Source organism: Pseudomonas sp. JY-Q (assembly GCF_001655295.1).
GTDB classification, from domain to species: Bacteria; Pseudomonadota; Gammaproteobacteria; order Pseudomonadales; family Pseudomonadaceae; genus Aquipseudomonas; species Aquipseudomonas alloputida.
In genome coordinates this window covers 5070103-5094174 of sequence record NZ_CP011525.1, presented here as the reverse complement: position 1 = coordinate 5094174, position 24072 = coordinate 5070103, and the positions used below count along the sequence as shown (strand labels likewise).

Here is a 24072-nt window from a genome sequence, read left to right as displayed (position 1 = left end):
ATCAGTCACCGTCGTTGGCATTGAAGCCCAGCTGGATGTTCAGCGCCTTGGCAAGATCGCCTTCGTGCAGGCGGTGGACGACGTTCAAGCTGTCGTAGATCTGGTCGAGGGTTTGCTGACCGGCGTCGTCGGCCAGCAGCTCACCGAGCGTTTTCTGGTTGTCGGCAAGCAACTTGAGCGAAGTAGCGTAGGCGGCGTCGATCTTGTCCACCAGCGCTTTCTGATCGCTGGGCAACAGACCGCGCAGGCCCTTGTTGTCTACCCCGACCCAGACAGCTTCGGCGGCCTTGAGGCTGGCCTGCAGGCTGTTCATCGAGTTGTGGCTGCGCCAGGCCTCGGCCTGCAGCGGCTGCGGAATGCCCTTGCTCTGACGGCCCATCGGTGCGCCGAGCTTCTTCTTCAGGGTGTCCAGGGCGGTCACCTGGGCGCGCAGCAGATCGGCGATAGCCTCGTGGGAGTCGGCGTAGCGCTGGTTGGGGAACTTGGTCAACTGCGAGAGCATGCCGTCGGTGCTGTTCCAGCCTTTGAGAATCTCCTCTGCCAGGGCTTTCTGGTGTGCGCCGATGGCCACCAGCAGCGGGCAGTAGCGGGCTTTCTGTTCGGCAGTGGCGATGTCCGGCTTGCTGTCGAACAGGATGTACTCATAGGCCGACAAGCCACGTACCACTACGCTGGACTTGCCCAAAGCCTCAGCATCAACCGGCTTGTCGCCGTTGACCAGCTGCTCGACCTGACGGCCGACCAGGTTTTTCTTGTCAGGCCAGAATTGGACCTGCCAGGCGCGGTTGCCTTCAGCCAGCGGGCCGACCAGTAGCGGTTGCAGCTCGGCCCAGGCTTTTTGTGCATTGAGGAAGTCGGCGCGGGCTTTGTCCAGGCTTTCCTTGCCTTCGCAATACGCCAGGGCACTGGCAGCCAGCGTACGATCGGCCTCGACCCAGCGGCTGTAGGTAGGCAGGATCACCTGGTTGGCGATGGCGGCGGAGGTCACTGCTTGCGGGTCTTGTGGCGAGCAGGCACCGAGGGCGAGTGCGGCGAGGCTGGTGAACAACAGTTTGGGTCGGAACATGCCCGGCTCCTTTGCGCGTTTAAAGTGAGTTCAGGAACGCCAGCAACGCGGCGCGCTGCTCGGCATTGAAAGTGAGTACGAAGTTGCGTGCCGCCTCGGCTTCGCCACCGTGCCACAGCACGGCTTCAAGCAGGTTGCGGGCGCGGCCGTCATGCAGGAACTGGCTATGGCCACTGACCGTTTCGCTCAGGCCTATGCCCCACAGTGGCGGCGTACGCCAGTCCTGGCCGTTGGCGGCGAATTCGGTGCGCTCGTCGGCCAGCCCCGGGCCCATGTCATGCAGCAGCAAGTCGCTGTAGGGGCGGATGACCTGGTTGGCCAACGCGGGTTCGGTGGCGTCGGCGGCGGTGGTGAACTGCGGTGTGTGGCAACCTTGGCAACCCGCCTGGTAGAACAGGTTCTTGCCCGCCAGTACCTGTGGCGAGCCGACGTCGCGGCGGGCCGGCACCGCCAGGTTGCGGGTGTAGAACGTGACCAGGCGCAGGATGTTGTCGCTGACTTCTTTCTCGCCATCGGCACCGTCGCCGTTGGGCGCAGCCAGGCAGCCGGTTTGTGCCGGAGTGCAATCGTCGTTGGGCAGCAGGGTGCTGGTCAGGCCCATGTCGCCGGCAAAGGCGTGCACGTTCTGCTGGTTGACGTTGGGCTGCCCGGCTTTCCAGCCGAAGCGGCCGATCACTGTTTTGCCCTGGGCGTCGTCCCATACACGGTTGGCCCGCCCGCGGATGCCATCGCGGTTACGGTCGTCCGGGTCTTCGTTGGCCAGCAGGTCGGCTTCGGGGATCGCTTCAAGCAGGCCCAGGCCGATCATCGGTGGTGCCACCCGCGCAGAAAAGCGCGTGTCGGGGTGCATCACTCCATAGCCGAGCTGGGTGATTTGCAGGGCTGGCTTGCGCAACTCGACCTGATGGCCGTCCTTGAATGACACGGTTTCGCGGGTGTAGCTCACCCGCACCTTGCCTTCGGGCGCCACGCCGGGAATGGCCATGTCCTGCAACTGGGTACCGTAGACAGGTTCTGGCACCACGCCGAGGCGCTCGATCACTTTGGCCAGGTAGGGTTGGTCGGGGATCGACAGGCGTACCAGCATACCCACCGCGTTGACGTCGCCCGGCTCTGGCGGGTGGCCACGGCCATCGCGCACGTGGCAGTTCTGACAGGCGTTGGTATTGAACAGCGGGCCCAGACCATCACGCGCGGTGGTGGTTGACGGCGCGATCACCCAGGGGTTGCGAAAGAAGCTGTTGCCAACGGCGAAGTCCAGGCGCAGCGCTGGCGAGAGGTTGGCCGAGGGCAGGGAATAGGCATTGCGGTCGCTGCGCTGCACGGTCGCCTGGCCACCCGACAACGCTTCGCCGGGCTCGGCGTGAGTGAAACGCGGGGCGTCGTCACAGGCGGCCAAGGCCAAGGCCAGCAGCAAGGGAAGGAGTCGGGACAGCGACAAGGACATCGAGAATCCTGGGCGTGAGCGAAAAACCGGCGTGCAGCTTAGCAGGCCCAGGATCATTGAATAAGAGCAATTTGCGTTTGCTTGATGAAATCGCTGCCAGCGCGGTTGCTCAGGCCATATAGAGCATGAAGTGTCGGTTGACCAGGTTGACGATCAGGTTCTTGTTGCCGCCACCGCGATTATCGCCGATGACTTCGATGACGTCTTCGCTGGTGTATTCCATGGAGGAGGCGGTAATGCACTTGACCGCGTCCATGTGCGCAGGTTGCCAGTAATCCTGGAATAACCAGATGCTGGTGTCGGCAGACGGGCCGAGGATCAGGCGCAAGGCCTTGTGGTTCTCAGTCGATCTGCCGATCCACGGGATGGCCAGCGAGCCATTCCAGACGTGCTGGGCGCCGACTGCCAGGCTGTTGCTGCGGTTTTCACCGTCGATCAGGGTCAGGGTATAAGGCGTGTTATTGGCGATGGAGCGCAAGTAGGTGACGTTGGCCATGTAGTGTTTTCCTTTCAATGTTCAGTTTTCGGGCGTGGCAACGGGCTGGTCGGGGCGCGATAGACATAAGCCGCGAGCAAAGTGATTTCGTTGAACGGAGGGTCGAGCTCGGCGGGATGAAAGCGTCCGAGCAGTTGCATCCCTTGGTCAATGGCGACTGCCTCGAACATACGGCGGTCAGTTTCGTTGGGGTCGTACAGGTAGATCTTGCCGGGGCGGGCAACTACCCGGCACATTTCCTCGGCCACATGCCGGGTGATCGGAGCGCCCATCAGCGTCACGTGAGGGACTGCATGGTCGTCGAGGGGAAAGTCCGGAGCATCGTATTCGTATACGACAATGAGGTTGGGAATGTGCCCGCCAGCGAACGGCCCGTTGGAGATGAGCTGGCCAGCCTTGTTCAGGTTGTACGCATCGTTGAATCCGGTGATGAGGTCTTCCCCATTCATGCGCTGGACGATTCGGCCTTCGCCCCAGACATCAAGAATCTGCAGCACTGTGCCTCCTGTTAGCTTTGATCGAAGGCCTACAGGATGAGCATCTGCGTGCACGCCAGGCAGCGGGAAGCGTTTTACCCGGCAGCAAACGAAAACGCCCGGCACAAGGCCGGGCGTTTTCGATGAAGCGCTACAGCAGGATCAGAACTCGTGATCCGCAGTGTCCGGGTTCAGGTTGGCAATGCCCAGCTTGCCCGCGGCCTGCTCGATCGAGCCGGTCTGCTTGACCAGGGAGGCGATGGCGTCACGCACGATCTGGTTGCCGGCAGCGTTGTCGGCGGCGATCAGCTGGTCGTAGTGCTCGCCTTTGAGGGCGTGGTCGACGATCACCTGAAGCTTGGCCTCGGTGGCTTCCAGATCGGCCTTGAGGGCTGCATCGGCGGCCGGGTCAACCTTGGCGACCAGCGACGACAGGCTAGGGCCGGTCAGCTTGGTGCCGTCCGGGCGGGTGTACTCGCCCAGGTAGACGTTGCGGATGCCCTTGGCGTCGTAGAAGTGCGAATAGTGAGTGTTGTCGCTGAAGCAGTCTTGCTCGTCTTCTGGCGAGTTGGCTTCCAGCGAAACTTTCATGCGCTCGCCAGCCAGTTCGCCCAGCGACAGGCTGCCCATGCCGAACAGCATCTTGCGCAGGCCGTCGTTGACAGGCTCGGCTTCCAGCTTGGCGCGGTAGTTGTCGGCGACGTTCGGTGCCCAGTTGCCGACCATCTCTTCGAGGTCGGTGACCAGCAGGTCGGTAACCGCTTTGAGGTAGGCGCGGCGGCGGTCGTTGTGGCCGCCGGTGGCGCCCTGGCCTTCCAGGTAGTCGGATGCCGGGCGGTTGCCAGCGCCAGGGCCGGTGCCGTTCAGGTCCTGGCCCCAGAGCAGGAATTCGATGGCGTGATAGCCCGTGGCAACGTTGGCCTCGGAGCCAGCCAGCTCGTTCAGGCTAGCCAGTTTTTCGGGGGTGATGTCCTTGACGTCGACCTTCTCTTCGCCCACCTGGATCTCGGTGTTGGCGATGATGTTGGCGCTGGCCCCCGGGTTGCCCAAGGCGTGCTCGTAGCTCTTGTCGACGTAGTCGATCAGGCCTTCGTCCAGGGGCCAGGCGTTCACCTGACCTTCCCAGTCGTCGATGATGGTGTTGCCAAAGCGGAAGGTTTCGCTCTGCAGGTACGGTACGCGCGCGGCGAACCAGGCTTCCTTGGCGGCTTTCAGGGTTTCGTCGTTGGGCTTGGCCAGGAACGCGTCGACTGCGCTCTGCAGTTTCTTGGCAGTGCTCAGCGAGTCGCTGTACACGGCGTAGACCATGTCGGTGTAATGCTTGACCACGGCTTTGCCGGCGGCTTCGTCGACAGCCCCTGGCGCAACAGCGGTGGTGGCGGCAGCAGGTGCCTGGGCTTGCGGCGCGGCGGCTTTTTCGTCCTTGCCTTCACCGCAACCGGCGAGGGCGATGGCAATGGCCAGCAGACTGGCGGAGGCCAGAGGCATTCGAATCATTATTGGTTTTCCTGCATCGTGTGGTTGGACCAAAGGGGTGGACCGTGCGCCGTGGCACGCAAAACTACAACATCATGCGAAAGATTTGCATTTGCTGTAAAGAGGCGGGCGCGCAATTCATGTAAATCAGGGGCACGGCCTGTAACCGGGCAGGTGACCTCAGGACACCGAAACCCGGTTGCGTTGCGCTTGTTTGAGGAAGTGGGTCAGTTCACGGGCCGAAAGGGGCTTGCTGTAGTGGTAGCCCTGGCCCTCGTGGCAACCCTGGGCAACGATGTAGGTTTCCTGCTCGGCAGTCTCCACGCCCTCGGCGATGACCTGCATCCCCAGGCTCTTGCCCAGCTGGATGATGGCGCGAACGATGGTGGCGTCGTCATCATCGTCGAGCAGGTCCTGAACGAAGCTCTTGTCGATCTTGATCTTGTCCAGTGGCAGCGACTTCAGGTAGCTGAGGGACGAGTAGCCGGTGCCGAAGTCGTCGATGGCAATCAGCGCCCCGGAGCGGCGCAGGCTCAACAGGTGCTGGGCGGCGGTGCTGATGTCTTCCATCAGGCCGGTTTCGGTGACTTCCAGTTCCAGGCTGCGCGGTGGTAGGCGATAGGCTTGCAGCAGGTTGTTGACCACCCGTGGCAGCTCGCTGTGGTGCAGTTGCACGGTAGACAGGTTGACCGCCATGCGCAGGTCGCTGAAGCCTTGGTCGTGCCATTCGCGCAGTTGCCGGCAGGCCTGGTCAAGCACCCATTCGCCGATGCTGATGATGCTGCCGTTCTGCTCGGCCAAGGGGATGAACTGGTCGGGTGGCACCATGCCCAGTTCCGGGTGCTGCCAGCGCAGCAGGGCCTCTACGCCAACTACCCGGTGGTCGCGGTAGCTGATCTGTGGCTGATACACCAGGTAAAGCTGGTTGCGGGGCAGGGCTTCACGCAGGTCCTTTTCCAGTTCGCGACGGCGACGCATCTCGCTGTCGACGCTGGCGATATAGAACTGGTAGCGGTTGCGCGAGCGGGCCTTGGCCAGGGTCATGGTCTGTTCGGCTTTCTGCAGCAGTTTTTCGGTGCTGTCACCGTCTTCGGGGAACAGGGTGATGCCGATGGTCGCGCGCAGGCGGATTTGCTCGTGGTCGAGGTCGAACGGTACTTCCAGGTCATCAAGGATGCTTTGCGCCAGTTCGGCAGCCTCGTAGGGCTGCTCGATATTGGCCTGTACCAGGGCGAACTGGTCGCCGCCCAGCCGCGCCAGAGCGCCCAGGCGGCCGCTGTGGGCGCGTAGTCGATCGGCCAGGGCCAGCAGCAACTGGTCACCGACCTGGTAGCTGAACTGTTCGTTGATACCCTTGAAGTCGTCCAGGCCAACGCACAGCACTGCCACACGGTGCTGCAGACGGCCGCCGTCGACGAGGATCTTGTCCAGTTGCTGCTGCAGTTGCTGGCGGTTGGGCAGGCCGGTAAGGAAGTCGTACTGGGCCATGCGTTGCAGGCTGTTTTCCGCCTCGTGGCGCAGATGGGTGTTGCGCTCGATCGAGGCCAGCAACTGGTTGGCGGTGTTCACCCACAGGCCCAGTTCGTTTTTCTCGTGGCCCTTGAGCAGCGGTATCTGGTGCTGGCTGGGGCGGTCAGGGTTGATCTGGGTGAGGTGCTCGATGATCTTCGACAGCGGTTTGGTCAGCAGCCAGTGGTAGACCAGGTAAAGCACCAGGCCCATGGCCATGGCCCGCAGCACGCCGGATATGAAGATGATCACCGCGTTGATCAGGAAATCTTTGCCGTAGGAGGAGGTATCGAGGGTAATGCTGAGGTCGCCGTAGTATTCGCTGTAAGGGCCACGGCCGACCAGTTGCGTGGTGTAGGTGCGCTCCTGGCCGAGGATGAGGTCGGTAAGCCAGCGCATGGACATGTCCTGCAGCGGGCGGGACTTTTCTGCCAGCATGGTTTCGTTGGGGTGGCCAATGGAGGCCATGCGCACTGATTCGTCCTGGAACAGGCCTTCCATGACCTGCATGCCCATTTCACGGTCGAGGCTGTAAACCGCCTGGGTCGAGGGATCGCGGAACATGTCGAGGATGCGCTGGGCATCGTTGTCCACGGCCTGGCGGGTCTTGTAGGTGTCATAGACGATTTGCGCACAGCTGAGCACGACGCCAACCGCCAACGCCGACAGCAGCACGACCCTGAGCAACTTGACCGACAAGCTGTTCCGCAATTCCAGCTTCAATGGGGTTTCCTTAATCCATGCGCATGGCATCATTTTGCCATCAACGATGACGATACACTACCGGCCGACCGTTAGCAGTGTATCGGTTGCCTGACCCCGCAACTTGAATGCGCTGTATCAATCTTCCAGAGGTTTGATGTTAGCGTGGTATGCGGCCTGAGCAAGCGTTTTGCGGGTGGGGCGCAGGTGAAATGCGTGCTGGCTGCTTCGCGGATAGCCCGCCCCCCCAGGCATGGCAAACTCCTCGAACAGAGGGCCGGTGGAGCGGAAGTAACCGATGGCTGCCCCTGAAAGGCAGCGCTATTTCTCCGGCAGCGCCCAGGCAATGATGCTGTCACCCAGCTTGGTCGGAATCCGGTCATGCCCGCCGACCACGGCAACCACGTACTGGCGGCCTTCGCTCACGTAGGTCAGGGGCGACGCCTGGTTGCCGGCCGGTAGGCGTTCTTCCCACAGCAATTCACCACTTTCGCTGTTGTAGGCGCGCATGAAACGGTCGATGGCAGCGCCGATGAAGGTCACGCCGCCGGCTGTAGCCACGCCGGTGGCATCGCTCGGTGTGCCGATTTCGAAGCGCAGTTTCGAGGCGATGCCCAAGGGGCCACTGTCATAGCCGGTGCCGAATGGGCGGCTCCAGCGCACTTCACGGGTGCGCAGGTCGATAGCGGAGATGAACCCCCAGGGTGGCGCGATGCACGGTTGTTCCAGCGCCGACATCCATGGGTCCTTGATGGTCCCATACGGCAGGCCGGCCTGGACGCGGAACCCTTGGTTATTGCCGGGCGACTCCTGAAACGATTTGGCATTGATCGCATCGAGCTGCTCGCGTGGAACCAGCCCCTGCATGTACGGCAGCCGCTGGTTGTTGATGATCAGCAGGCCTCGCTGCAGGTCCACCATCACGCCGCCCCAGTTCAGGCCGCCGTGGTGCCCGGGGAAGATCAGGCTTTGCTGGCCGACTACCGGTGGCGTAAAAATCCCTTCGTAACGCGCCTGGCGAAACTCGATGCGACATTGCAGCTGATCGAACGGCGTCAGGCCCCAGGCATTGGCTTCGTTCAGCACTTCCGGGTTTTTCGATGGACGGCCCATGGTGCTCGGCATGCCCGGTGAGAAGGGTTGCGTCGCCGCGGTGTAGTCCCCTGGGGCCGTGCCCTGTGGGACGGCAGCCTCCGAGATATCGACCAGCGGTTCGCCGGTGGCTCGGTCCAGGACGAACAACTGGCCTGACTTGGTGGCTTGAATGACTGCCGGGCGTGTGCCGTTGGCGGTGGGGAAATCGATCAGCGCCGGTTGTGGGCTCAGGTCGTAGTCCCAGAGGTCGTGATGGACGGTCTGGAAGTGCCATTTGACCTTGCCGGTGAGGGCATCCAGGGCCACCAGCGAAGAGCTGAACGTGTCTTCCTGTTCGGTGCGGGTACCGCCATAGAAGTCACCTGCAGCATTACCAGTGGTGATGTAGACCAGCCCCAGCTCGTCGTCGGCGGAAATCGGCGCCCATGAGTTGGGCGTGCTGAGCGTATAGGTTTCATCTGCCTCGGCAGGGGCAGTGCTATCGGGACGGCCAAGATCCCAGGCCCACTTTTGTTTGCCGCTGACTGCATCGTAGGCGCGAACCACGCCTGACTGTGCCGGGCGCACATCCGAGTCCAGCACCCGGCCACCGGTGATGACCACCCCGCGGATGACCAGCGGTGCGGAAGTGATGCCGGTGGAGCCTTTACGGAACGTACCCAGGCCGCCCTTGAGGTCGGCAAAGCCTGCCGTGCCGAAGTCTGGGCAGGCCTGCCCGGTAAGCGCATCAACTGCACCCAGGCGGATGTCGTTGGTGCCCCAGATGATGCGTTTGGCGCACAGCCCGCTGGCATTGGGTACTTCGTAGTACGAGACACCACGGCAATAGGCACCGCCGTTGGCGAAGTAGTCCGGGTCGACTTTCGAATCGTAGCGCCAGTGCTCTTTGCCGGTGGTCGCGTTCAACGAAATGATGATTTGCTTCGGCGTGCAGGTATACAGCGAGTCGCCAACCTTGATGGGGGTCGCCTCGTTCAGATACTTGGTTTTTTCGCCAGGCTGTTTGACATCGCCATGGTGGTATTCCCACGCCTTGACCAGGCCGGAAACGTTAGCTGGAGTAATCTGCGCTGCAGCGGAATAGTGGTTGCCGAGGTTCGAGCCGGCATAGGCGGTCCAGTTGGTCTTGTCGTGAGACGCGGCGACGTTGGCGTCTGGTGATACCACCGTGCTGCGGCTGAACGGTTGCTGTGAATGCGCGGTGATAGCCGGCGAGTCGGCCAGATGAACGGTGTTCGGGAAGAACAGCGGTGCCAGGATGGTGGCCGCCATCAGCAGCGGCAGCACGCCCATGATGCTGAAGTACAGTGCCTTGTTGATTTTGGCGAAGTCGCGGCGGACCAGTGGCCAGAAAGCCAGAAAGATCACACTGAGCAGTATCAGCCAGGCCAGGCGTGGAATATAGGCCCAGCCGTTGTAGCCCGACTCCCAGATCGCCCAACCGTAGGTGGCCAGGGATGCTGCGCCATAGAGGTAGATTCCGACCGCCTTCTTCAGGCCCATGAGTGCGGCGGCCAGCAACAATACGGTGCCCATCATCGCGTAGTACGGCGAGCCACCGGCATTGACCAGCGCGCCTCCCTGATAGGCCAGTGTCAGGCCAAGCAGGGCCAGCAGAATCGTGTAGACCCCGAACAGAAGGCTCGAGACCCCCGTCCCTTTAGCCAACGTTCCTCGTTCCATTGCATCCATTCCTGTGTGATTCGGTGCCACAGTGCGTCCGAGCGGTGCGCATATTGCTTATTGTTACAATGAAATACAATAAGTGGCGCGAAATTTACGGCGAGCGCTGATTTTTCAGGTTGCTTTGTATCTTGTGTCAAAAGGAGGCAATAGCTAAGCTGCCATGCCTGATTCACGCGCGGGTTTGAAGGGAGGTGGGAGAAGGGTTATGCCGGCTGGCTTTCCTGCAAGGCAGCCTGGCCGGTTTTGAGGCGGCCTACTTCGTCCAGATGTTTCCACAGAAACCGTGCCGCCTCTTCGCGCCGACCGGATTCGATCAGGTCGAGCAGGTGCAGGTGCTCCAGGCATTGCGTCATCAGGCGACTGCGGTCGACATTGGCTTTGTAGCTCATGAAGCGTCTGAGCTGGTTTTGCCGGCGTATGGCATCGATGAAGAAGAGGTTGCCCGAGCATTGCACGATCATTTCGTGAAACTGGGCGCCGATTTCAAACAGTTGGGCACGTGACAGCGTGTGAATCTCGCCGTCGAGCATGGCCTGCTGTTGCGCCCTGGCTTTGGCAAAGGCGGCCTGGTTCACGTTGTAGCCCGGCTCACGCAGTGCGGCCGGCTCGATGGCCATGCGGAAGCGGTAGCTCTGGATGTGGGTCTGGGCGTTGTGCACGAATTCGTTGAGGCTCCAGCCTTGCCCGGGCTTGCGCTCGACCATGGCCTCGCTTGCCAGCCGGTTGAGGACCTTGAGCAGTTGCCCGCGAGGCACAGAGTAGCGTCGCAGGAGCTGGGCTTCGAAGAATTCGGCAGGGATTTCCCCGTTGAGGATGTCGTCCACCACACGCAGGTAGAAGTCTTCGAAGGGGTCGCAGACGGGCGGTACGGTGGCTTCCTGGATCTGCCCGGCGTCCTGTTTCAGAAAATAGCCGCGATTGGGCTCCTGGACCGCGATGTTCCACTCGGCGAGCAGGGCGAATACCCTGCGGATCGGGGAGCGGGAGACATCGAAGGCTTGGGCGAAGGTTTGCTCGCGCAATGGCTCGCCGGCCTTCATCGACCGGGCGCGGATCATCTCGATGACGCGAGGGGCCAATTGCAGGGCGAGGTCTTTCTTGATCACAGGCTGTATTCCGAATGTTTGACTTCAGTCGATCCGGCAGATTTGGGTCGGACTGGGGCAGGAAAATACCACACACGAAGGACCTGAGTATCTGCACGCAGCGAGCTGGCGCAGTTGCCGCCAGCGCAGTGCCTGAGCCGCGGCTCAGGATTTGGAACGACGAATGTTTTCTTCCCGGGATGGATCTTTACACATGCTCAAATTCAATGCTCACCTCGGCTTCCAGTTCAACGAAATGCCTTTTCTGCAGCGTATCGAAGCCGCCGCTGCCGCCGGATTTCGCGCGGTGGAATTCCCCTCGCCCTATGAGTTGGATGCGAGTTTGTTGGCTGATGAACTGGCGAAGTACGCGTTGCCATTGGTCCAGTTTGCCGCACCGGCTGGCGTTTCCAAGGGCATTGCTGCAGTGGCGGGCAGGGAACCCGAGTTTCGTGACGGGTTGCGCCAGGCAGCCAGCTATGCCCGCACACTGGCATGTACGGATGTGCACCTGATGTCCGGGATAACCCACGAGGATGGCGCCGGCAAGGTGTACGCGAGCAACCTGGACTATGCCGTGAAGTACTTCGAGGACCAAGGGCTGCGGCCATTGATCGAAGTGATCTGCACGCAGGAAATGCCAGGGTATTACATGTCCGACTTCAGCAAGGCACAGCAGGTGCTGGAGACGCATGTGAGTCTCGGGCTGATCCTTGATCTTTACCATGCGCAGTTGTTGACCGGAAATGCGGCCGATGTGTTGGCACAGTTCTTTGAGCGGACGGTGCATGTGCAGGTGGCCGACTGTCCTGGGCGGCATCAACCGGGGACGGGGCAGATGGATATTGCAGGGTTGTTTGCGACGCTGGAGCAGCGCGGGTATGCGGGCTGGGTCGGGTGTGAGTACCGGCCTACGGGCGCTACTGCGGATAGCCTTGGCTGGCTTGGTCAGTACGCCTCATGAAAGCCCTGTGCGCTGGCCCGTTCCAGAACCCTTGAAAAAAAACCGATGCCAGAAGACTGGCATCGGTTTTTCGAGGAAGCCCGGCGTGGATGGCAATGCTGGACTGCCAGCATTACGGCGCGAGGCCGGGTTTCTTGCTCAAGGCTGAGGGACTCAGGCCTTGAAGGTCTTGCCTTCGAACTGCTCGGCAACGAAGGCCCAGTTGACCAGGTTCCAGAACGCCTCGACGTACTTCGGACGCAGGTTGCGGTAGTCGATGTAGTAGGCGTGTTCCCAGACGTCGCAGGTCAGCAGCGGGGTGTCGCCGCTGGTCAGTGGGCAGCCGGCGCCGATGGTGCTGGCCAGGGCCAGGGAACCGTCAGCTTTCTTCACCAGCCAGCCCCAGCCGGAACCGAAGGTGCCAACCGAAGTCTTGGTGAACTCTTCCTTGAACTTGTCGAAGGAACCGAAAGCGGCGTTGATGGCGTCAGCCAGTGCACCGGTAGGCTGGCCGCCGCCGTTTGGCGACAGGCAGTTCCAGTAGAAGGTGTGGTTCCAGACTTGAGCGGCGTTGTTGAAGATGCCGCCCGAAGAGCTCTTGACGATCTCTTCCAGGGTCTTGCCTTCGAATTCGGTGCCTGGGACCAGGTTGTTCAGGTTCACGACATAGGTGTTGTGGTGCTTGTCGTGGTGATACTCCAGGGTTTCCTTGGAGATGTGCGGCTGCAGGGCATCATGGGCGTACGGCAGCGGCGGCAATTCAAAAGCCATGGTGGATCTCCTGATTCAGGTCTGTTTGCGGTTTGCGCAAGGCCGATCACGGGCGGCCCGATAAGCGTCGGCGAGTCTGTACTCTTTGCGACGCAAGGGCTGGATCATAGCACCGGGCCCGGCGCATAACCACGCAACAAACATAGGGAATAGAGGTTCCGGAGGGGTTGGGCTGTACCGACCAGTGGCTCGCCGTTGCGTTGGTGTTGCCAGTGAGGGCGAGCGTCGCTCGATCTGGCAGGCGATGAATATGCCGCACCAAGCCCCGAGGTCAGTTGAAGATCAATTGTGCCGCCACCGCGAACATCATCACCGCCACCATCAGGTCGAGCATGCGCCAGGTCGCAGGCCGCGCCAGCCACGGTGCCAGCCACGCCGCGCCAATGGCCAGGGTCGAGAACCACAGCAGCGAAGCGCTGGCCGCACCGGCCACGTAGGCGCCAGGGGCGGACTGTTGGGCGCCCAGCGAGCCGATCAGCAACACCGTATCGAGGTACACGTGCGGGTTCAGCAGGGTCACCGCCAGGGCGCTGAGCAGTACGGCGCGACGTGAGCGAACGCCCTGGCCTTGCTGGTGCTGCAGGCTCTGCTTGGAGCAGGCACTGCGCAGCGCCTTGGCGCCGTACCAGATCAGGAACACTGCGCCGCCCCAGCGGGCGATTGCCAGCAAGGTCGGGTTGTGTGCCAGCACGGTGGCCAGGCCGAATACCCCGGCGGCCACGAGGATGGCGTCACAGACGATGCACAGCGCTGCCACCGGCAGGTGATGCTCACGGCGCAGGCTCTGGGCGAGGACGAAGGCGTTCTGGGCGCCGATGGCCATGATCAGGCCGAAGGCCACCAGCATGCCATTGAGATAGCTTTGCCACATGGCAGGGCTCTCCAAAAAGGGTCACGGAAGATGCTGGCCATTGTGATGTTCGGCGCTGTATAAGAAAAACAAATAAAGCTGATCACCCATTAGGAAAATCGATGTTCGACTACAAACTGCTGGCTGCCCTCGCGGCCGTGATCGAACAAGGCGGTTTCGAGCGTGCGGCGCAGGTGCTGGGCTTGTCGCAATCGGCCATTTCCCAGCGCATCAAGTTGCTTGAGGCGCGGGTCGGCCAGCCGGTGTTGGTACGTGCCTCGCCGCCCGGCACGACCGAAGTCGGTCGGCAGCTACTCAACCATGTGCAGCAGGTGCGCCTGCTTGAACGCGACCTGCAGCGCCAGGTACCGGCGCTGGATGAAGAGGGCATGCCGGAGCGCCTGCGTATCGCCCTCAACGCCGATAGCCTGGCCACCTGGTGGGCCGGCGCTGTGGGCAACTTCTGCGCACAACAGAACGTGCTGACCGACCTGGTGGTTGAGGACCAGGAAGTGGGCCTGAAACGCATGCGTGCCGGCGAAGTGGCGGCCTGCCTGTGTGGGAGTGAGCGGCCGGTAGCCGGCGCACGCAGTTTGCCACTGGGGGCCATGCGCTACCGGGCATTGGCCAGTCCCGTGTTCATGGCGCGGCACTTCCCCCAAGGTTTTGTCGCCAGCCGCCTGGCCCGTACGCCAGCGATCGTGTACGGCCCGGACGATTTCCTGCAGCATCGCTACCTGGCATCGCTGGGCATAGAGGGTGGTTTCCTGCACCACCTGTGCCCTTCATCCGAAGGCTTCCTGCGCATGACCGAGGCCGGGTTGGGGTGGGGCCTGGTGCCTGAGCTGCAGGCCCGGGAGCAACTGGCCAGTGGGCAATTGGTAGAAATCTGCCGCGATACCCCTATCGATGTGCCGCTGTACTGGCATCATTGGCGCAATGGCGGGCAATTGCTCGCGCAACTGACCGACCACCTTCGGCACACCGCACAGCATTGGCTGGTGCCCTTGTAGCCATGGCTGGCGTCAGTTGCATCTGAAATCTGGCAAGACGGAGTGTTACATGCGAATTCTGGTCACCGGCGCGAGTGGCTTCATTGGCGGGCGCTTTGCGCGTTTCGCCCTGGAGCAAGGCCTGGACGTGCGCGTCAGCGGCCGCCGTGCCGAAGGGGTCGAGCATCTGGTCAAGCGTGGCGCACAGTTCATCCCGGGTGATCTGGGTGACGCCGAGCTGGCCCGGCGTTTGTGCCAGGGTGTCGAAGCCGTGGTGCATTGCGCTGGCGCGGTGGGTAACTGGGGGCGCTATCAGGATTTCTACCAAGGCAACGTGGTGGTGACCGAGAACGTGGTCGAGGGCTGCCTGAAAGAGCACGTACGGCGCCTGGTGCATCTGTCTTCGCCGTCGATTTACTTCAATGGCCGTTCGCGTCTGGACGTCCGTGAAGACCAGGTACCGCGTCGCTTCCACGATCACTATGGGCAAACCAAGTACCTGGCCGAGCAGAAAGTGTTCGGTGCCCAGGAGTTCGGCCTGGAAGTGCTGGCGCTGCGTCCGCGCTTCGTTACCGGTGCGGGCGATGCCAGTATCTTCCCGCGGCTGATGCAGATGCAGCGCAAAGGGCGTGTGGCGATCATCGGCAACGGCCTGAACAAGGTCGATTTCACCAGTGTGCACAACCTCAACGAGGCGCTGCTAAGTGCATTGTTCGCTGATGACCGGGCGCTGGGCCAGGCCTACAACATAAGCAACGGCCAGCCACTGCCGCTGTGGGACGTGGTCAACTACGTGATGCGCCAGATGCAGCTTCCCCAGGTGACCCGCTACCGTTCCTATGGTCTTGCCTATAGCCTGGCCGCGCTCAACGAGGCGGCCTGCATGTTATGGCCAGGGCGCCCGCAACCGACCTTGTCGCGCCTGGGGATGCAGGTGATGAGCCGTGATTTCACCCTGGATATCAGCCGTGCCCGGCAGTACCTGGACTACCAACCCAAGGTCAGCCTGTGGACGGCGCTGGATGAATTCTGCGGCTGGTGGAAGCATTTGCCGCCCGGCTGACAATGGTCATCAATGCGCCGCGCTGGCGGTTTATACTCGTGCCTCTTTGTGACTACCGCGGTTGAATGTATCCATGCGTAACCATGCTCACGATGACTTTGATGACGTGCCTGCCTTGCGGGCGGGCACCGTTGATGATGACGAACTGATGCCGGCGCATGTGATGCGCAGCCGCCAGAAAGCCGCCCGCGGGGCTAGCACGGCGCCGTTGTGGGCGTTGATCGGTGCCGCGTTCATCGCGTTGGCGGGCCTGGGTTGGTGGAGCTTTCAGCAGATCTCGCTGATGGAGCAGCAACTGGTGGCGACCCAGGAAAGCTTTGCCCGCATCAGTGAAGAGGCGGCTGGCCGCCTTCAGGCGATCAGTGGCAAGGTGGCGGCCAGTGAGTCTGGCGCCACTACCAGCAGTGAGGCATTGAAGCTACAGCTGCGCCAGTTGCAGCAGGGTGTTGCCGGGCAGACCGGCGACCTGGGCAAGCGTCTGGAGCAGGTGCTGGCCGATACCCGAGAACAGCAGAAGGCTGTGACCGAGCTGCAAAGCCAGTTGCAGGCGCAACTGAAGCTGGTGAATGGCGAGTTGGCGGCGCTGCGTTCGGGCCAGGTCGATGGTGGCAAGCTGGATGCCCAGTTCAAGAGCCTGAGCGAGCAGGTTGCCGCGCTGAAAGCCTCACAGGTGGATGGCGGCCAGCTGGACGGCCAGCTCAAGAGTTTGGGTAGCGAGGTGGCGGCCTTGAAGAAACAGGGCAACCCAAGCGCTGAGATTCAGAGCCTGCAGCAGGACATGCTGGTGTTGAAGAGCCAGGTCGACAACCGCCCGGCCGCGGCGTCATCCAGTGGTGCTTCGGTGCAGGAGTTCGATGCCTTCCGTGCGCAGATGACGCGTAACCTGAATACGCTGCAGAGCCAGATTCAGAACCTGCAGCAACAGATCAATGCTCGGCCGTGACGCCGCAGGGGAGGGCGTTGCCCTCCTATCGCGACACAAGGCCGCTCCCACTATGTACGGTGTACGCCGATTGAGCTGCGCCCCGGCAATCTTGATTACAACCGCGGGTAATCGATGTACCCCACCGGCCCCTTGCCATAGAAAGTCTCAGGCCGCGCCTCATTCAACGGCGCGTCCGCTGCCAGCCGTGCTGGCAGGTCGGGGTTGGCGATGAACGGCACACCAAACGCCACGGCATCCGCTTTGCCACTGGCCAGGGCCGCAGTGGCACTGGCCTTGTCGAACCGCTCGTTGACGATGTACGGGCCACCGAATGCCTCTTTGATCAGCGGCCCGATGCTGTCGTCGGCTTCCCGCTCCCGCGAGCAGATGAAGGCGATGCCGCGCTTGCCCAGCGCTCGGGCCACATAGGTGAAGGTCTCGGCGCGGTCGGCGTCGCCCATGTCATGGGCGTCGGCTCGCGGTGCCAGGTGCACACCTACGCGCTGCGCGCCCCACACTTCAATGGCCGCATCGGTCACCTCCAGCAGCAGGCGCGCGCGGTTTTCCAGCGAGCCACCGTAACGGTCGGTGCGCTGGTTGGTGCTGCTTTGCAGGAATTGGTCGAGCAGGTAACCGTTGGCGCCATGGATCTCCACACCATCGAAACCGGCAGCCTTGGCATTTTCGGCACCACTGCGGTAGGCCTCGACGATGTCGTTGATTTCTTCGGTTTCCAGCGCCCGCGGGGTAGGGTAGTCACTCAGCGGGCGCACCAGGCTCACATGGCCCTTGGGCTGGATCGCGCTGGGGGCCACAGGCAGTTCGCCATTCAGATAGCTGGGGTGGGAGATACGACCCACGTGCCACAGCTGCAGGAAGATGCGACCGCCCGCGGCATGTACGGCCTTTGTCACATTGTTCCAGCCACGTACCTGTTCATCGTTCCAGATGCCGGGGGTATCTGGGTAGCCGACGCCCATCGGGCTGACCGAAGTGGCCTCGCTGAGGATCAGCCCGGCGCTGGCACGTTGTACGTAGTATTCGGCCATCAGCGCATTGGGCACACGGCCTTCATCGGCACGGCAGCGGGTGAGCGGGGCCATGATGATACGGTTGGGCAGTTGCAGGTCGCCCAGTTTGATCGGATCGAAAAGCGTGGTCATTGTGGTTACCTGCCTTGTCAAAGTGCTTGGCGCAGTTGTTCGAGGAACGCCTGGATGGTGGCTTCGTCGCGTTTGAAGAAGTGCCATTGGCCAATCTTCTGGCTGCTGATCAGCCCGGCGCGCTGCAACGTGGCCAGGTGGGCAGAGACGGTCGACTGCGACAGGCCGCAGCGTTGGTCGATTTGCCCCGCACACACACCGTTTTCGGTGCTGTGGTACTGGTCCGGAAACTGGGTTGCCGGGTCTTTCAGCCAGCTGAGAATTTCTCGCCTGACCGGGTGGGCCAGTGCTTTTATGATTTCGTCGAGATCGAGTGGCATGGTTTGAGGCTCGTTGTAGCGGTATATCGCGATAGGCCGAAATATAATTCGCTGAATTCCGATATACAAATACGAAGGCGTTCTGAGCTGAGCGCGAATCGATATATCGCGTTATAACGATATGCTGGGTGGCGATGCTAGACTGCGCTCATGAACTACCTCGCACACTTGCACCTGGGCGGCCCGGCGCCGCAACAACTGCTTGGCAGCCTGTATGGCGACTTTGTCAAAGGCTCCTTGGAAGGGCGCTTTCCGCCTGCGCTGGAGGCGGCCATCCGGCTGCACCGGCATATCGACAGTTACACTGACCAGCACCCGTTGGTGCTGGCGGCTCTGGCACGTTTTCCGCGCGAGCGGCGGCGCTTTGCCGGCATCGTCCTGGATGTGTTTTTCGACCATTGCCTGGCACGGCACTGGGGCAACTACGCCGATCAGCCGCTGGAGCAGTTCACTGGCGCGTTTTATCGGGTATTGCTGGCAGAGCCCGAGCTGCCTGGGCGGCTGGCGCGGATTGCGCCGTTCATGGCAGCGGATGACTGGCTAGGGGCGTATGGCGATTTCGACACGCTGGAGCAGGTGTTCAACGGCATTGCCCGGCGCTTGTCACGGCCTGAGGGGATGGCCGGGGTGATGGTGGAACTGGAGCGACTGTATGAGCCGCTGCTGGCGGATTTTCGCGAGTTCTACCCGCAGCTGCAGGCGTTTGCGGCGGTAGGGCGGATGTCTGACAGTTAGAGGTGTGTGGGTGATACTGGCCCCTTCGCGGGTAAACCCGCTCCTACGGGCAATGCGCTCGGTGTAGGAGCGGGTTCACCCGCGAAAGGGCCAGAACAGGCAGTACACGCATTCAGGCAGCCCGCGCCTGTCGACGTGGCGCCATCTCTACGTCCTCAACCCCAAACAGCGCCAGGTGAATCGCCTGCTGTGCCTGCAATGCCAGCACCGCACGTTCCTTGCCCACGCTACCTATTGGCTGCAGCAGGTGGATGCACACCTCGCCCCGCGGCAGGGCGAACAGGCGCATCAGGTGCGACACCAGGTCGTCCTCACCAATGAACGGCGCTACCGGGTCGATCTGGCCATCACGCAGGTACTGGATAGCGACTGGCTGCACTGCCACGCCACGGTCGATGGCACCTGCCAGCAGGCGGCCATGAAAGGTGCGCAACGTGCGGCCGCTGGTAGTGGTGCCTTCGGGGAATATCAGCAGCGGGCGGGCCAGCCCCAGTTGCCCGGCGATCTGTTCGCGCAGGCGCTGACTGTCGCCACCACCACGGCGAATGAACAGCGTGCCGGCCTTTTCCGCCAGCCAGCCGGCCACCGGCCAGTGGCGCACTTCGGCCTTGGACAGGAAAGACAGCGGCGTGAGCATGCCAAGCAGGGGGATGTCGGTCCAGGAAACATGGTTGCTGACCCACAGCATCGGTCGCTGTGGCAGTTCGCCAACTACCTTGACGTCGAAGGGCAGGGCGGCGACCAGGCGCTTCATGAACAGGCAGGTCCAGCGCTGGCGCCGTTCGATCGGCGCCTTGAAGCCCAAGCGTTCGCCCAAGGCGATAATGCTGGCCATCAGCATGCCTTGCGCCAGCACCAGCAGCAGTCGGATGAGGCGGGCCAGTACCCGCAACTTCGGCATCAGACCGCCGCCTTGAAGTGGCGGGCGTAGCGTGGGCACAGCTCGTCGCGTTTGAGCAGGATGAACACGTCAGCCACCTGGAAATCCTCGTCCCAGCATGGCTCGCCGCAAATCTTTGCGCCCAGGCGCATATAGGCCTTGAGCAGCGGGGGCATTTCGGCAATGACGTTATTGGGCAGGGCCAGTTTCGGCAGCGGGTTCTTCGGCTCGGCACGCAAGTGTTCGGTGCACAGGTAACGTTCACGCAGGCGCTGCATCACTGCATGGGCCTGCACGCCGCCGTCCTGCATGGGGATACTGGCGCAGCCCATCAGATAGCTGTAGCGACCCTCGTTGAGCACCTCGGCCAGTTCGCCCCAGAGCACGGCGATGGTACCGCCGTTGCGGTAGTCGGGGGCGACGCAGGTACGGCCCAGTTCGAGGATTGGGCCTTGCAGCTGCAACAGGCCGTGCAGGCTGAATTCTTCTTCGCTGTAGAAACGGCCCAGGCTGCTGGCGGCCTGGTGATCGAGCAGGCGGGTGGTGGCAACCAGTTCGCCGGTGCTCAGATCGCGTACACCAATGTGGCGGCAGTGCACGTCGTAGTCGTCCATGTCCAGGCCCTGCTCGGCACCTTTGAGCTTGGCCTTGAATTCTGCGCTGAATACGGTATAGCGCAGAGCCTGGGCTTCTTGCAGCGCCGCGGCGCCAACCAGGCGTTCGGCTTGCAGACGGCGTTCAGTGCTGTAGTCGCCAGCGGTAGCGATCCGAGTCATTACGAGTCTCCATAAGCCAGCCAAGAAGGGTTGCGGCCGGTCGGCTTTGTTGTGCAAAGTCAGCCTAGGTAGACCCAGTGTCACCCCTGTGAATGTTTGGTGATGCTTGCGTGACACACCCTGAGCCTTAACTGAAAGCCCTCCAGCAAGGAGCTGTTCCATGGCCTGGTTGCAACGACTCAACGATCCGCTTCGCCTCGCGCCGACAGGCACCCTGGGCGAAACCTACGCCGCGCTGCTTGAGCGCCTCGGCCCGGTTGCCCCGTTCGAATTGGCGGTACTGGGTGGGCGTGCAATGGCCACCCCGGGCCTGGCCTTCCTGGTGGGTTACCAGGCTGCCCTTCGCGTGCTGTGGCCCAGTGCGCCGCACAGCCTTGGCGCCTTGTGTGCCACCGAGCGGCGCAGCGTGCGGCCGGCAGACATGCACACACGGCTGGACGCTCTGCGGCTGTCGGGCTGCAAAGACTTCGTTACCGCAGGCCTGGAGGCGGAGTGGTTGCTGGTGGCGGCGCGTAGCGAAGCGGCTGGCGCGGCGCCACAACTGAGCTTGGCGGTGGTCTACCCCGGGGAGCCTGGGGTGACACTGGAGCCATTGCCGACCCTGCCGCTGATGCCGGAAGTCGGGCACGGCCGACTGCTGCTGGAGCAGGCATCGTGCGAGTTGCTGGCCGGTGACGGCTGGGATGCCTACGTGAAGCCGTTCCGTTCGCTGGAGGATTTGTATGTGCTCACGGCGCTGACCGCTTGGTTGTATGGCGTTGGGCAGGAGTGCGCCTGGCCGCAGGGGCTTCGCCTGCAGTTGCTTGGGCTGTTGGCCGGCTGCGCCGAGGGTAGCCGGCAGTGTGCCGATAGCATGGGTTGTCACTTGTTGCTGGGCGGGTTGTTTGCACAGTTCCAGGCGTTGCGGGGGGAGATCGATGCGGCGTTGGCGACAGGGCCGGGGCATTGGGCGCACATCTGGCAGCGTGACCAAGGGGTGATGGCGCTGGCGGCGTCGGCACGGGAGAAGCGGCTGAACAAGGCGTGGGTTGCTGCGGGTTTGTCATGAATGGCTGACAGGTTTGTGTGAACCGATGAGCCGCGGCGTGGTACCTGTGGGGGCGGGGTTAGGTGCAAAGCGGCCGGTACTGGCAGCAGAAAACCTGAAAGACATGTCCTTTTATCGCGCTTGATCCCCGCAAATCCCAGCCGTTGACGTATCATTGGCCGCCTGACGGCAACCCCTCCAGGATCGCTTGCGCATGCTCGCCCTTCTTATCCAGACCCTGAACATCACGGCACCGGTTTTCGCCATGCTGTTCATGGGCGTCCTGCTCAAACGCATTCACTTGATCGACGACAACTTCAACCGCGTCGCCTCGCAGCTGGTATTCAACGTCTGCATGCCGGCGCTGCTCTTCCTCGGCATCTACCACGCCGACCTGGCCGCAGCGGTCAAGCCCGGTGTCATCCTGTATTTCATCGTCGCCACCCTGGCCGGTTTCGCCCTTGCCTGGGGCATGGCCATCTGGCGCAGCCCGATGGCCGACCGAGGCATCTATACCCAGGGCGCCTTCCGCGGCAACAACGGTGTGATCGGCCTGGCCCTGGCCGCCAGCCTGTACGGTGACTATGGCATTTCCCTGGGGGCAGTACTCGCAGGCCTGGTCATCCTCATGTACAACTCGCTGTCAGCGGTGGTTCTGGCGGTGTACAGCCCGGACCTCAAGTCCGACCCGTGGAGCATCTGCAAGAGCATTTTCAGCAACCCGCTGATCATCAGCGTGCTGGTGGCCGCGCCGATGGCTTACGGCCAGGTGCCATTGCCCAACTGGCTGCTGACCTCAGGCGACTACCTGGCACAGATGACCCTGCCGCTGGCGCTGATCTGTATTGGTGGCACGCTGTCGCTGGCAGCGCTGCGTAACTGTGGCCGGCTGGCCATCGATGCCAGCCTCGTGAAAATGCTCTGGCTGCCGCTGCTCGGCACCCTTGGGGCCTGGTTGTGCGGGTTTCGCGGGGCGGAGCTGGGCATCCTGTTCCTGTACATAGGCAGCCCGACCGCTGCGGCCAGCTACGTGATGGCGCGGGCGGCCAACGGCAATCATGAACTGGCCGCGTCGATCATCGTGATTACCACGCTAATGGCGGCGATCACCACCAACATTGGTATTTTCATCTTGCAGTGGGGCGGATGGATCTAGATCCTTGACTGCAAATAACAGCAACAACACTGCCTCACTGAGCTAAAGGACACTTCATGCAAGACCAGAGCACGCCCGAGCGGTTACAGCGCGGGCTGAAGAATCGCCATATCCAGCTGATCGCGCTGGGCGGGGCCATCGGTACCGGGTTGTTCCTGGGCATTGCCCAGACCATCCAGTTGGCCGGCCCCTCCGTGTTGCTGGGCTACGCCATCGCCGGCCTGATGGCCTTCCTGATCATGCGCCAGCTGGGCGAAATGGTGGTGGAAGAGCCGGTTGCCGGCAGCTTCAGCCACTTCGCCCACCAATACTGGAGCGAGTTCGCCGGCTTTGTCTCAGGCTGGAATTACTGGGTGGTGTACGTGCTGGTCGGCATGGCCGAGCTGACGGCAGTCGGTATCTACGTGCAGTACTGGTGGCCGGACTTCCCCACCTGGGCCACGGCGGCGATCTTCTTCGTGGTGATCAACCTGATCAACCTGACCCAGGTAAAGGTCTATGGCGAGATGGAGTTCTGGTTCGCCCTGGTCAAGGTAGTAGCCATCGTCAGCATGATCGGCTTTGGTGCCTGGTTGCTGGGCAGCGGTCATGGTGGCCCGGATGCCAGCGTGGCCAACCTGTGGCAGTACGGCGGCTTCTTCCCTAACGGCGTCACGGGTCTGGTAATGGCCCTGGCGGTGATCATGTTCTCGTTCGGTGGCCTGGAGTTGGTCGGCATCACGGCTGCCGAGGCTGACAACCCGCGCGAGAGCATCCCCAAGGCCACCAACCAGGTGGTGTACCGCATCCTGATTTTCTACATCGGTGCCTTGGCAGTGCTGTTGTCGCTGTACCCGTGGCAGAAGGTGGTGCAGGGCGGCAGCCCGTTCGTGATGATCTTCCACGAACTGGACAGCGACCTGGTGGCGACCATCCTCAATATCGTGGTGCTGACGGCTGCGCTCTCGGTGTACAACAGCTGTGTGTACGCCAATAGCCGTATGCTGTTCGGCCTGGCCAGCCAGGGCGATGCGCCGCGTCAGTTGCTGAAGGTGAGCCGTAGCGGCGTACCGCTGACTGCGCTGGCCGTGTCGGCCTTTGCGACCGGCCTGTGCGTGCTGATCAATTACCTGATGCCGGGCGGGGCCTTTGGCTTGCTGATGGCGTTGGCAGTGTCCGCGTTGGTGATCAACTGGGCGAGCATCAGCATTACCCACCTCAAATTCCGCAAGGCCAAGCTGGCCGCCGGGATCACCCCCTTCTACAAAAGCCTGGGGCACCCACTGACCAACTACCTGTGCCTGGCGTTCATCGTGCTGATCCTGGTGGTGATGTACCTGACGCCGCCGATTCGCATCTCGGTAATGCTGATCCCGGCATGGATCGCTGTGCTGTGGGTGGCCTTCAAGCTGAAGAAGGCTCGCCAGGCCAAGGGCTGATCGGGTTTGTTCGTA

22 protein-coding genes are annotated in these 24072 nt (G+C 62.2%); 8 read left to right on the top strand and 14 right to left on the bottom strand.

Going from position 1 to position 24072, the window contains the following annotated elements:
- Position 1: 1 nt before the first annotated feature.
- The 8 genes from AA098_RS22890 to AA098_RS22855 all read right to left on the bottom strand — a co-directional run bounded on the left by AA098_RS22890 (position 2) and on the right by AA098_RS22855 (position 11059).
- Positions 2-1066, bottom strand: coding sequence for an imelysin family protein (locus AA098_RS22890; RefSeq protein WP_064615025.1), 1065 nt, complete (start codon positions 1064-1066; stop codon positions 2-4).
- Between the two features lie 19 nt (positions 1067-1085).
- Complete coding sequence (locus AA098_RS22885) at positions 1086-2513, bottom strand: di-heme oxidoredictase family protein (RefSeq protein ID WP_003255199.1); 1428 nt, start codon at positions 2511-2513, stop codon at positions 1086-1088.
- Positions 2514-2622: 109 nt separating this feature from the next.
- Entirely contained in the window at positions 2623-3009 is a 387-nt protein-coding gene (locus AA098_RS22880) for a hypothetical protein (protein WP_003255197.1), read from the bottom strand.
- 14 nt (positions 3010-3023) lie between these two features.
- Entirely contained in the window at positions 3024-3506 is a 483-nt protein-coding gene (locus tag AA098_RS22875) for a hypothetical protein (protein WP_003255196.1), read from the bottom strand.
- 141 nt (positions 3507-3647) lie between these two features.
- Positions 3648-4982: an imelysin family protein gene (locus AA098_RS22870; RefSeq protein ID WP_004574448.1), complete on the bottom strand. Its 1335-nt coding sequence runs from the start codon at positions 4980-4982 to the stop codon at positions 3648-3650.
- 159 nt (positions 4983-5141) lie between these two features.
- On the bottom strand, positions 5142-7193 hold the full coding sequence (locus AA098_RS22865; RefSeq protein ID WP_003255193.1) for a bifunctional diguanylate cyclase/phosphodiesterase: 2052 nt from the start codon (positions 7191-7193) through the stop codon (positions 5142-5144).
- A 300-nt stretch (positions 7194-7493) separates the two neighbouring features.
- The gene (locus AA098_RS22860) at positions 7494-9950 is read right to left on the bottom strand and encodes a membrane-bound PQQ-dependent dehydrogenase, glucose/quinate/shikimate family (RefSeq protein WP_064615024.1); all 2457 of its coding nucleotides are present in this window, start codon (positions 9948-9950) and stop codon (positions 7494-7496) included.
- Positions 9951-10156: 206 nt separating this feature from the next.
- Positions 10157-11059: a GntR family transcriptional regulator gene (locus tag AA098_RS22855; RefSeq protein ID WP_003255190.1), complete on the bottom strand. Its 903-nt coding sequence runs from the start codon at positions 11057-11059 to the stop codon at positions 10157-10159.
- 193 nt (positions 11060-11252) lie between these two features.
- Between AA098_RS22855 and AA098_RS22850 the strand changes: the two genes are divergently transcribed.
- Positions 11253-12002 (top strand): hydroxypyruvate isomerase family protein, encoded by a 750-nt coding sequence (locus AA098_RS22850; protein WP_004574452.1) that lies wholly within the window; start codon positions 11253-11255, stop codon positions 12000-12002.
- A gap of 153 nt (positions 12003-12155) precedes the next feature.
- Here the strand turns inward: AA098_RS22850 and AA098_RS22845 are convergent, their stop codons facing one another.
- Positions 12156-12752, bottom strand: a complete 597-nt coding sequence (locus AA098_RS22845) for a superoxide dismutase (RefSeq protein ID WP_003255187.1) — start codon at positions 12750-12752, stop codon at positions 12156-12158.
- A 271-nt stretch (positions 12753-13023) separates the two neighbouring features.
- On the bottom strand, positions 13024-13623 hold the full coding sequence (locus AA098_RS22840) for a LysE/ArgO family amino acid transporter (protein WP_003255185.1): 600 nt from the start codon (positions 13621-13623) through the stop codon (positions 13024-13026).
- A 101-nt stretch (positions 13624-13724) separates the two neighbouring features.
- Between AA098_RS22840 and AA098_RS22835 the strand changes: the two genes are divergently transcribed.
- From AA098_RS22835 to AA098_RS22825, 3 genes are all read left to right on the top strand, one after another.
- Complete coding sequence (locus tag AA098_RS22835; protein WP_003255184.1) at positions 13725-14615, top strand: LysR family transcriptional regulator ArgP; 891 nt, start codon at positions 13725-13727, stop codon at positions 14613-14615.
- Between the two features lie 49 nt (positions 14616-14664).
- Positions 14665-15657, top strand: a complete 993-nt coding sequence (locus AA098_RS22830) for an NAD(P)-dependent oxidoreductase (protein ID WP_003255182.1) — start codon at positions 14665-14667, stop codon at positions 15655-15657.
- 73 nt (positions 15658-15730) lie between these two features.
- Positions 15731-16600, top strand: a complete 870-nt coding sequence (locus AA098_RS22825; protein ID WP_003255181.1) for a hypothetical protein — start codon at positions 15731-15733, stop codon at positions 16598-16600.
- 95 nt (positions 16601-16695) lie between these two features.
- On the opposite strand, the gene AA098_RS22820 is transcribed toward AA098_RS22825, so the two are convergent.
- Together AA098_RS22820 and AA098_RS22815 are read right to left on the bottom strand one after the other, a co-directional pair.
- Positions 16696-17745, bottom strand: coding sequence for an alkene reductase (locus tag AA098_RS22820; RefSeq protein ID WP_014755426.1), 1050 nt, complete (start codon positions 17743-17745; stop codon positions 16696-16698).
- A gap of 17 nt (positions 17746-17762) precedes the next feature.
- Positions 17763-18065: a helix-turn-helix transcriptional regulator gene (locus AA098_RS22815; protein WP_003255178.1), complete on the bottom strand. Its 303-nt coding sequence runs from the start codon at positions 18063-18065 to the stop codon at positions 17763-17765.
- Between the two features lie 150 nt (positions 18066-18215).
- Between AA098_RS22815 and AA098_RS22810 the strand changes: the two genes are divergently transcribed.
- Entirely contained in the window at positions 18216-18800 is a 585-nt protein-coding gene (locus tag AA098_RS22810; RefSeq protein WP_004574459.1) for an ACP phosphodiesterase, read from the top strand.
- 112 nt (positions 18801-18912) lie between these two features.
- On the opposite strand, the gene AA098_RS22805 is transcribed toward AA098_RS22810, so the two are convergent.
- Together AA098_RS22805 and olsB are read right to left on the bottom strand one after the other, a co-directional pair.
- Complete coding sequence (locus AA098_RS22805) at positions 18913-19701, bottom strand: lysophospholipid acyltransferase family protein (protein WP_003255176.1); 789 nt, start codon at positions 19699-19701, stop codon at positions 18913-18915.
- Positions 19701-20456, bottom strand: a complete 756-nt coding sequence (olsB, locus tag AA098_RS22800; RefSeq protein WP_003255175.1) for an L-ornithine N(alpha)-acyltransferase — start codon at positions 20454-20456, stop codon at positions 19701-19703. Before olsB ends, AA098_RS22805 begins: the two co-directional genes overlap by 1 nt.
- A gap of 160 nt (positions 20457-20616) precedes the next feature.
- Between olsB and AA098_RS22795 the strand changes: the two genes are divergently transcribed.
- From AA098_RS22795 to AA098_RS22785, 3 genes are all read left to right on the top strand, one after another.
- Positions 20617-21504 carry a hypothetical protein gene (locus AA098_RS22795; protein WP_003255174.1) on the top strand — a complete coding sequence of 296 codons (888 nt, stop codon included), beginning with the start codon at positions 20617-20619 and terminating at the stop codon, positions 21502-21504.
- 193 nt (positions 21505-21697) lie between these two features.
- The gene (locus AA098_RS22790; RefSeq protein WP_003255173.1) at positions 21698-22639 is read left to right on the top strand and encodes an AEC family transporter; all 942 of its coding nucleotides are present in this window, start codon (positions 21698-21700) and stop codon (positions 22637-22639) included.
- Between the two features lie 56 nt (positions 22640-22695).
- Entirely contained in the window at positions 22696-24057 is a 1362-nt protein-coding gene (locus AA098_RS22785; RefSeq protein ID WP_003255172.1) for an amino acid permease, read from the top strand.
- The last annotated feature ends 15 nt before the right edge of the window (positions 24058-24072 follow it).

What these genes read in the sequence shown, in the direction of transcription:
- olsB (WP_003255175.1), bottom strand. Translation starts at nt 20,456, where the DNA reads ATGACTCGGATCGCTACCGCTGGCGACTACAGCACTGAACGCCGTCTG.
- AA098_RS22845 (WP_003255187.1), bottom strand. Translation starts at nt 12,752, where the DNA reads ATGGCTTTTGAATTGCCGCCGCTGCCGTACGCCCATGATGCCCTGCAG.
- AA098_RS22825 (WP_003255181.1), top strand. Translation starts at nt 15,731, where the DNA reads ATGCGTAACCATGCTCACGATGACTTTGATGACGTGCCTGCCTTGCGG.
- AA098_RS22885 (WP_003255199.1), bottom strand. Translation starts at nt 2,513, where the DNA reads ATGTCCTTGTCGCTGTCCCGACTCCTTCCCTTGCTGCTGGCCTTGGCC.
- AA098_RS22880 (WP_003255197.1), bottom strand. Translation starts at nt 3,009, where the DNA reads ATGGCCAACGTCACCTACTTGCGCTCCATCGCCAATAACACGCCTTAT.
- AA098_RS22795 (WP_003255174.1), top strand. Translation starts at nt 20,617, where the DNA reads ATGGCCTGGTTGCAACGACTCAACGATCCGCTTCGCCTCGCGCCGACA.
- AA098_RS22790 (WP_003255173.1), top strand. Translation starts at nt 21,698, where the DNA reads ATGCTCGCCCTTCTTATCCAGACCCTGAACATCACGGCACCGGTTTTC.
- AA098_RS22815 (WP_003255178.1), bottom strand. Translation starts at nt 18,065, where the DNA reads ATGCCACTCGATCTCGACGAAATCATAAAAGCACTGGCCCACCCGGTC.
- AA098_RS22890 (WP_064615025.1), bottom strand. Translation starts at nt 1,066, where the DNA reads ATGTTCCGACCCAAACTGTTGTTCACCAGCCTCGCCGCACTCGCCCTC.
- AA098_RS22805 (WP_003255176.1), bottom strand. Translation starts at nt 19,701, where the DNA reads ATGCCGAAGTTGCGGGTACTGGCCCGCCTCATCCGACTGCTGCTGGTG.
- AA098_RS22830 (WP_003255182.1), top strand. Translation starts at nt 14,665, where the DNA reads ATGCGAATTCTGGTCACCGGCGCGAGTGGCTTCATTGGCGGGCGCTTT.
- AA098_RS22820 (WP_014755426.1), bottom strand. Translation starts at nt 17,745, where the DNA reads ATGACCACGCTTTTCGATCCGATCAAACTGGGCGACCTGCAACTGCCC.
- AA098_RS22785 (WP_003255172.1), top strand. Translation starts at nt 22,696, where the DNA reads ATGCAAGACCAGAGCACGCCCGAGCGGTTACAGCGCGGGCTGAAGAAT.
- AA098_RS22870 (WP_004574448.1), bottom strand. Translation starts at nt 4,982, where the DNA reads ATGATTCGAATGCCTCTGGCCTCCGCCAGTCTGCTGGCCATTGCCATC.
- AA098_RS22850 (WP_004574452.1), top strand. Translation starts at nt 11,253, where the DNA reads ATGCTCAAATTCAATGCTCACCTCGGCTTCCAGTTCAACGAAATGCCT.
- AA098_RS22860 (WP_064615024.1), bottom strand. Translation starts at nt 9,950, where the DNA reads ATGGAACGAGGAACGTTGGCTAAAGGGACGGGGGTCTCGAGCCTTCTG.
- AA098_RS22810 (WP_004574459.1), top strand. Translation starts at nt 18,216, where the DNA reads ATGAACTACCTCGCACACTTGCACCTGGGCGGCCCGGCGCCGCAACAA.
- AA098_RS22835 (WP_003255184.1), top strand. Translation starts at nt 13,725, where the DNA reads ATGTTCGACTACAAACTGCTGGCTGCCCTCGCGGCCGTGATCGAACAA.
- AA098_RS22840 (WP_003255185.1), bottom strand. Translation starts at nt 13,623, where the DNA reads ATGTGGCAAAGCTATCTCAATGGCATGCTGGTGGCCTTCGGCCTGATC.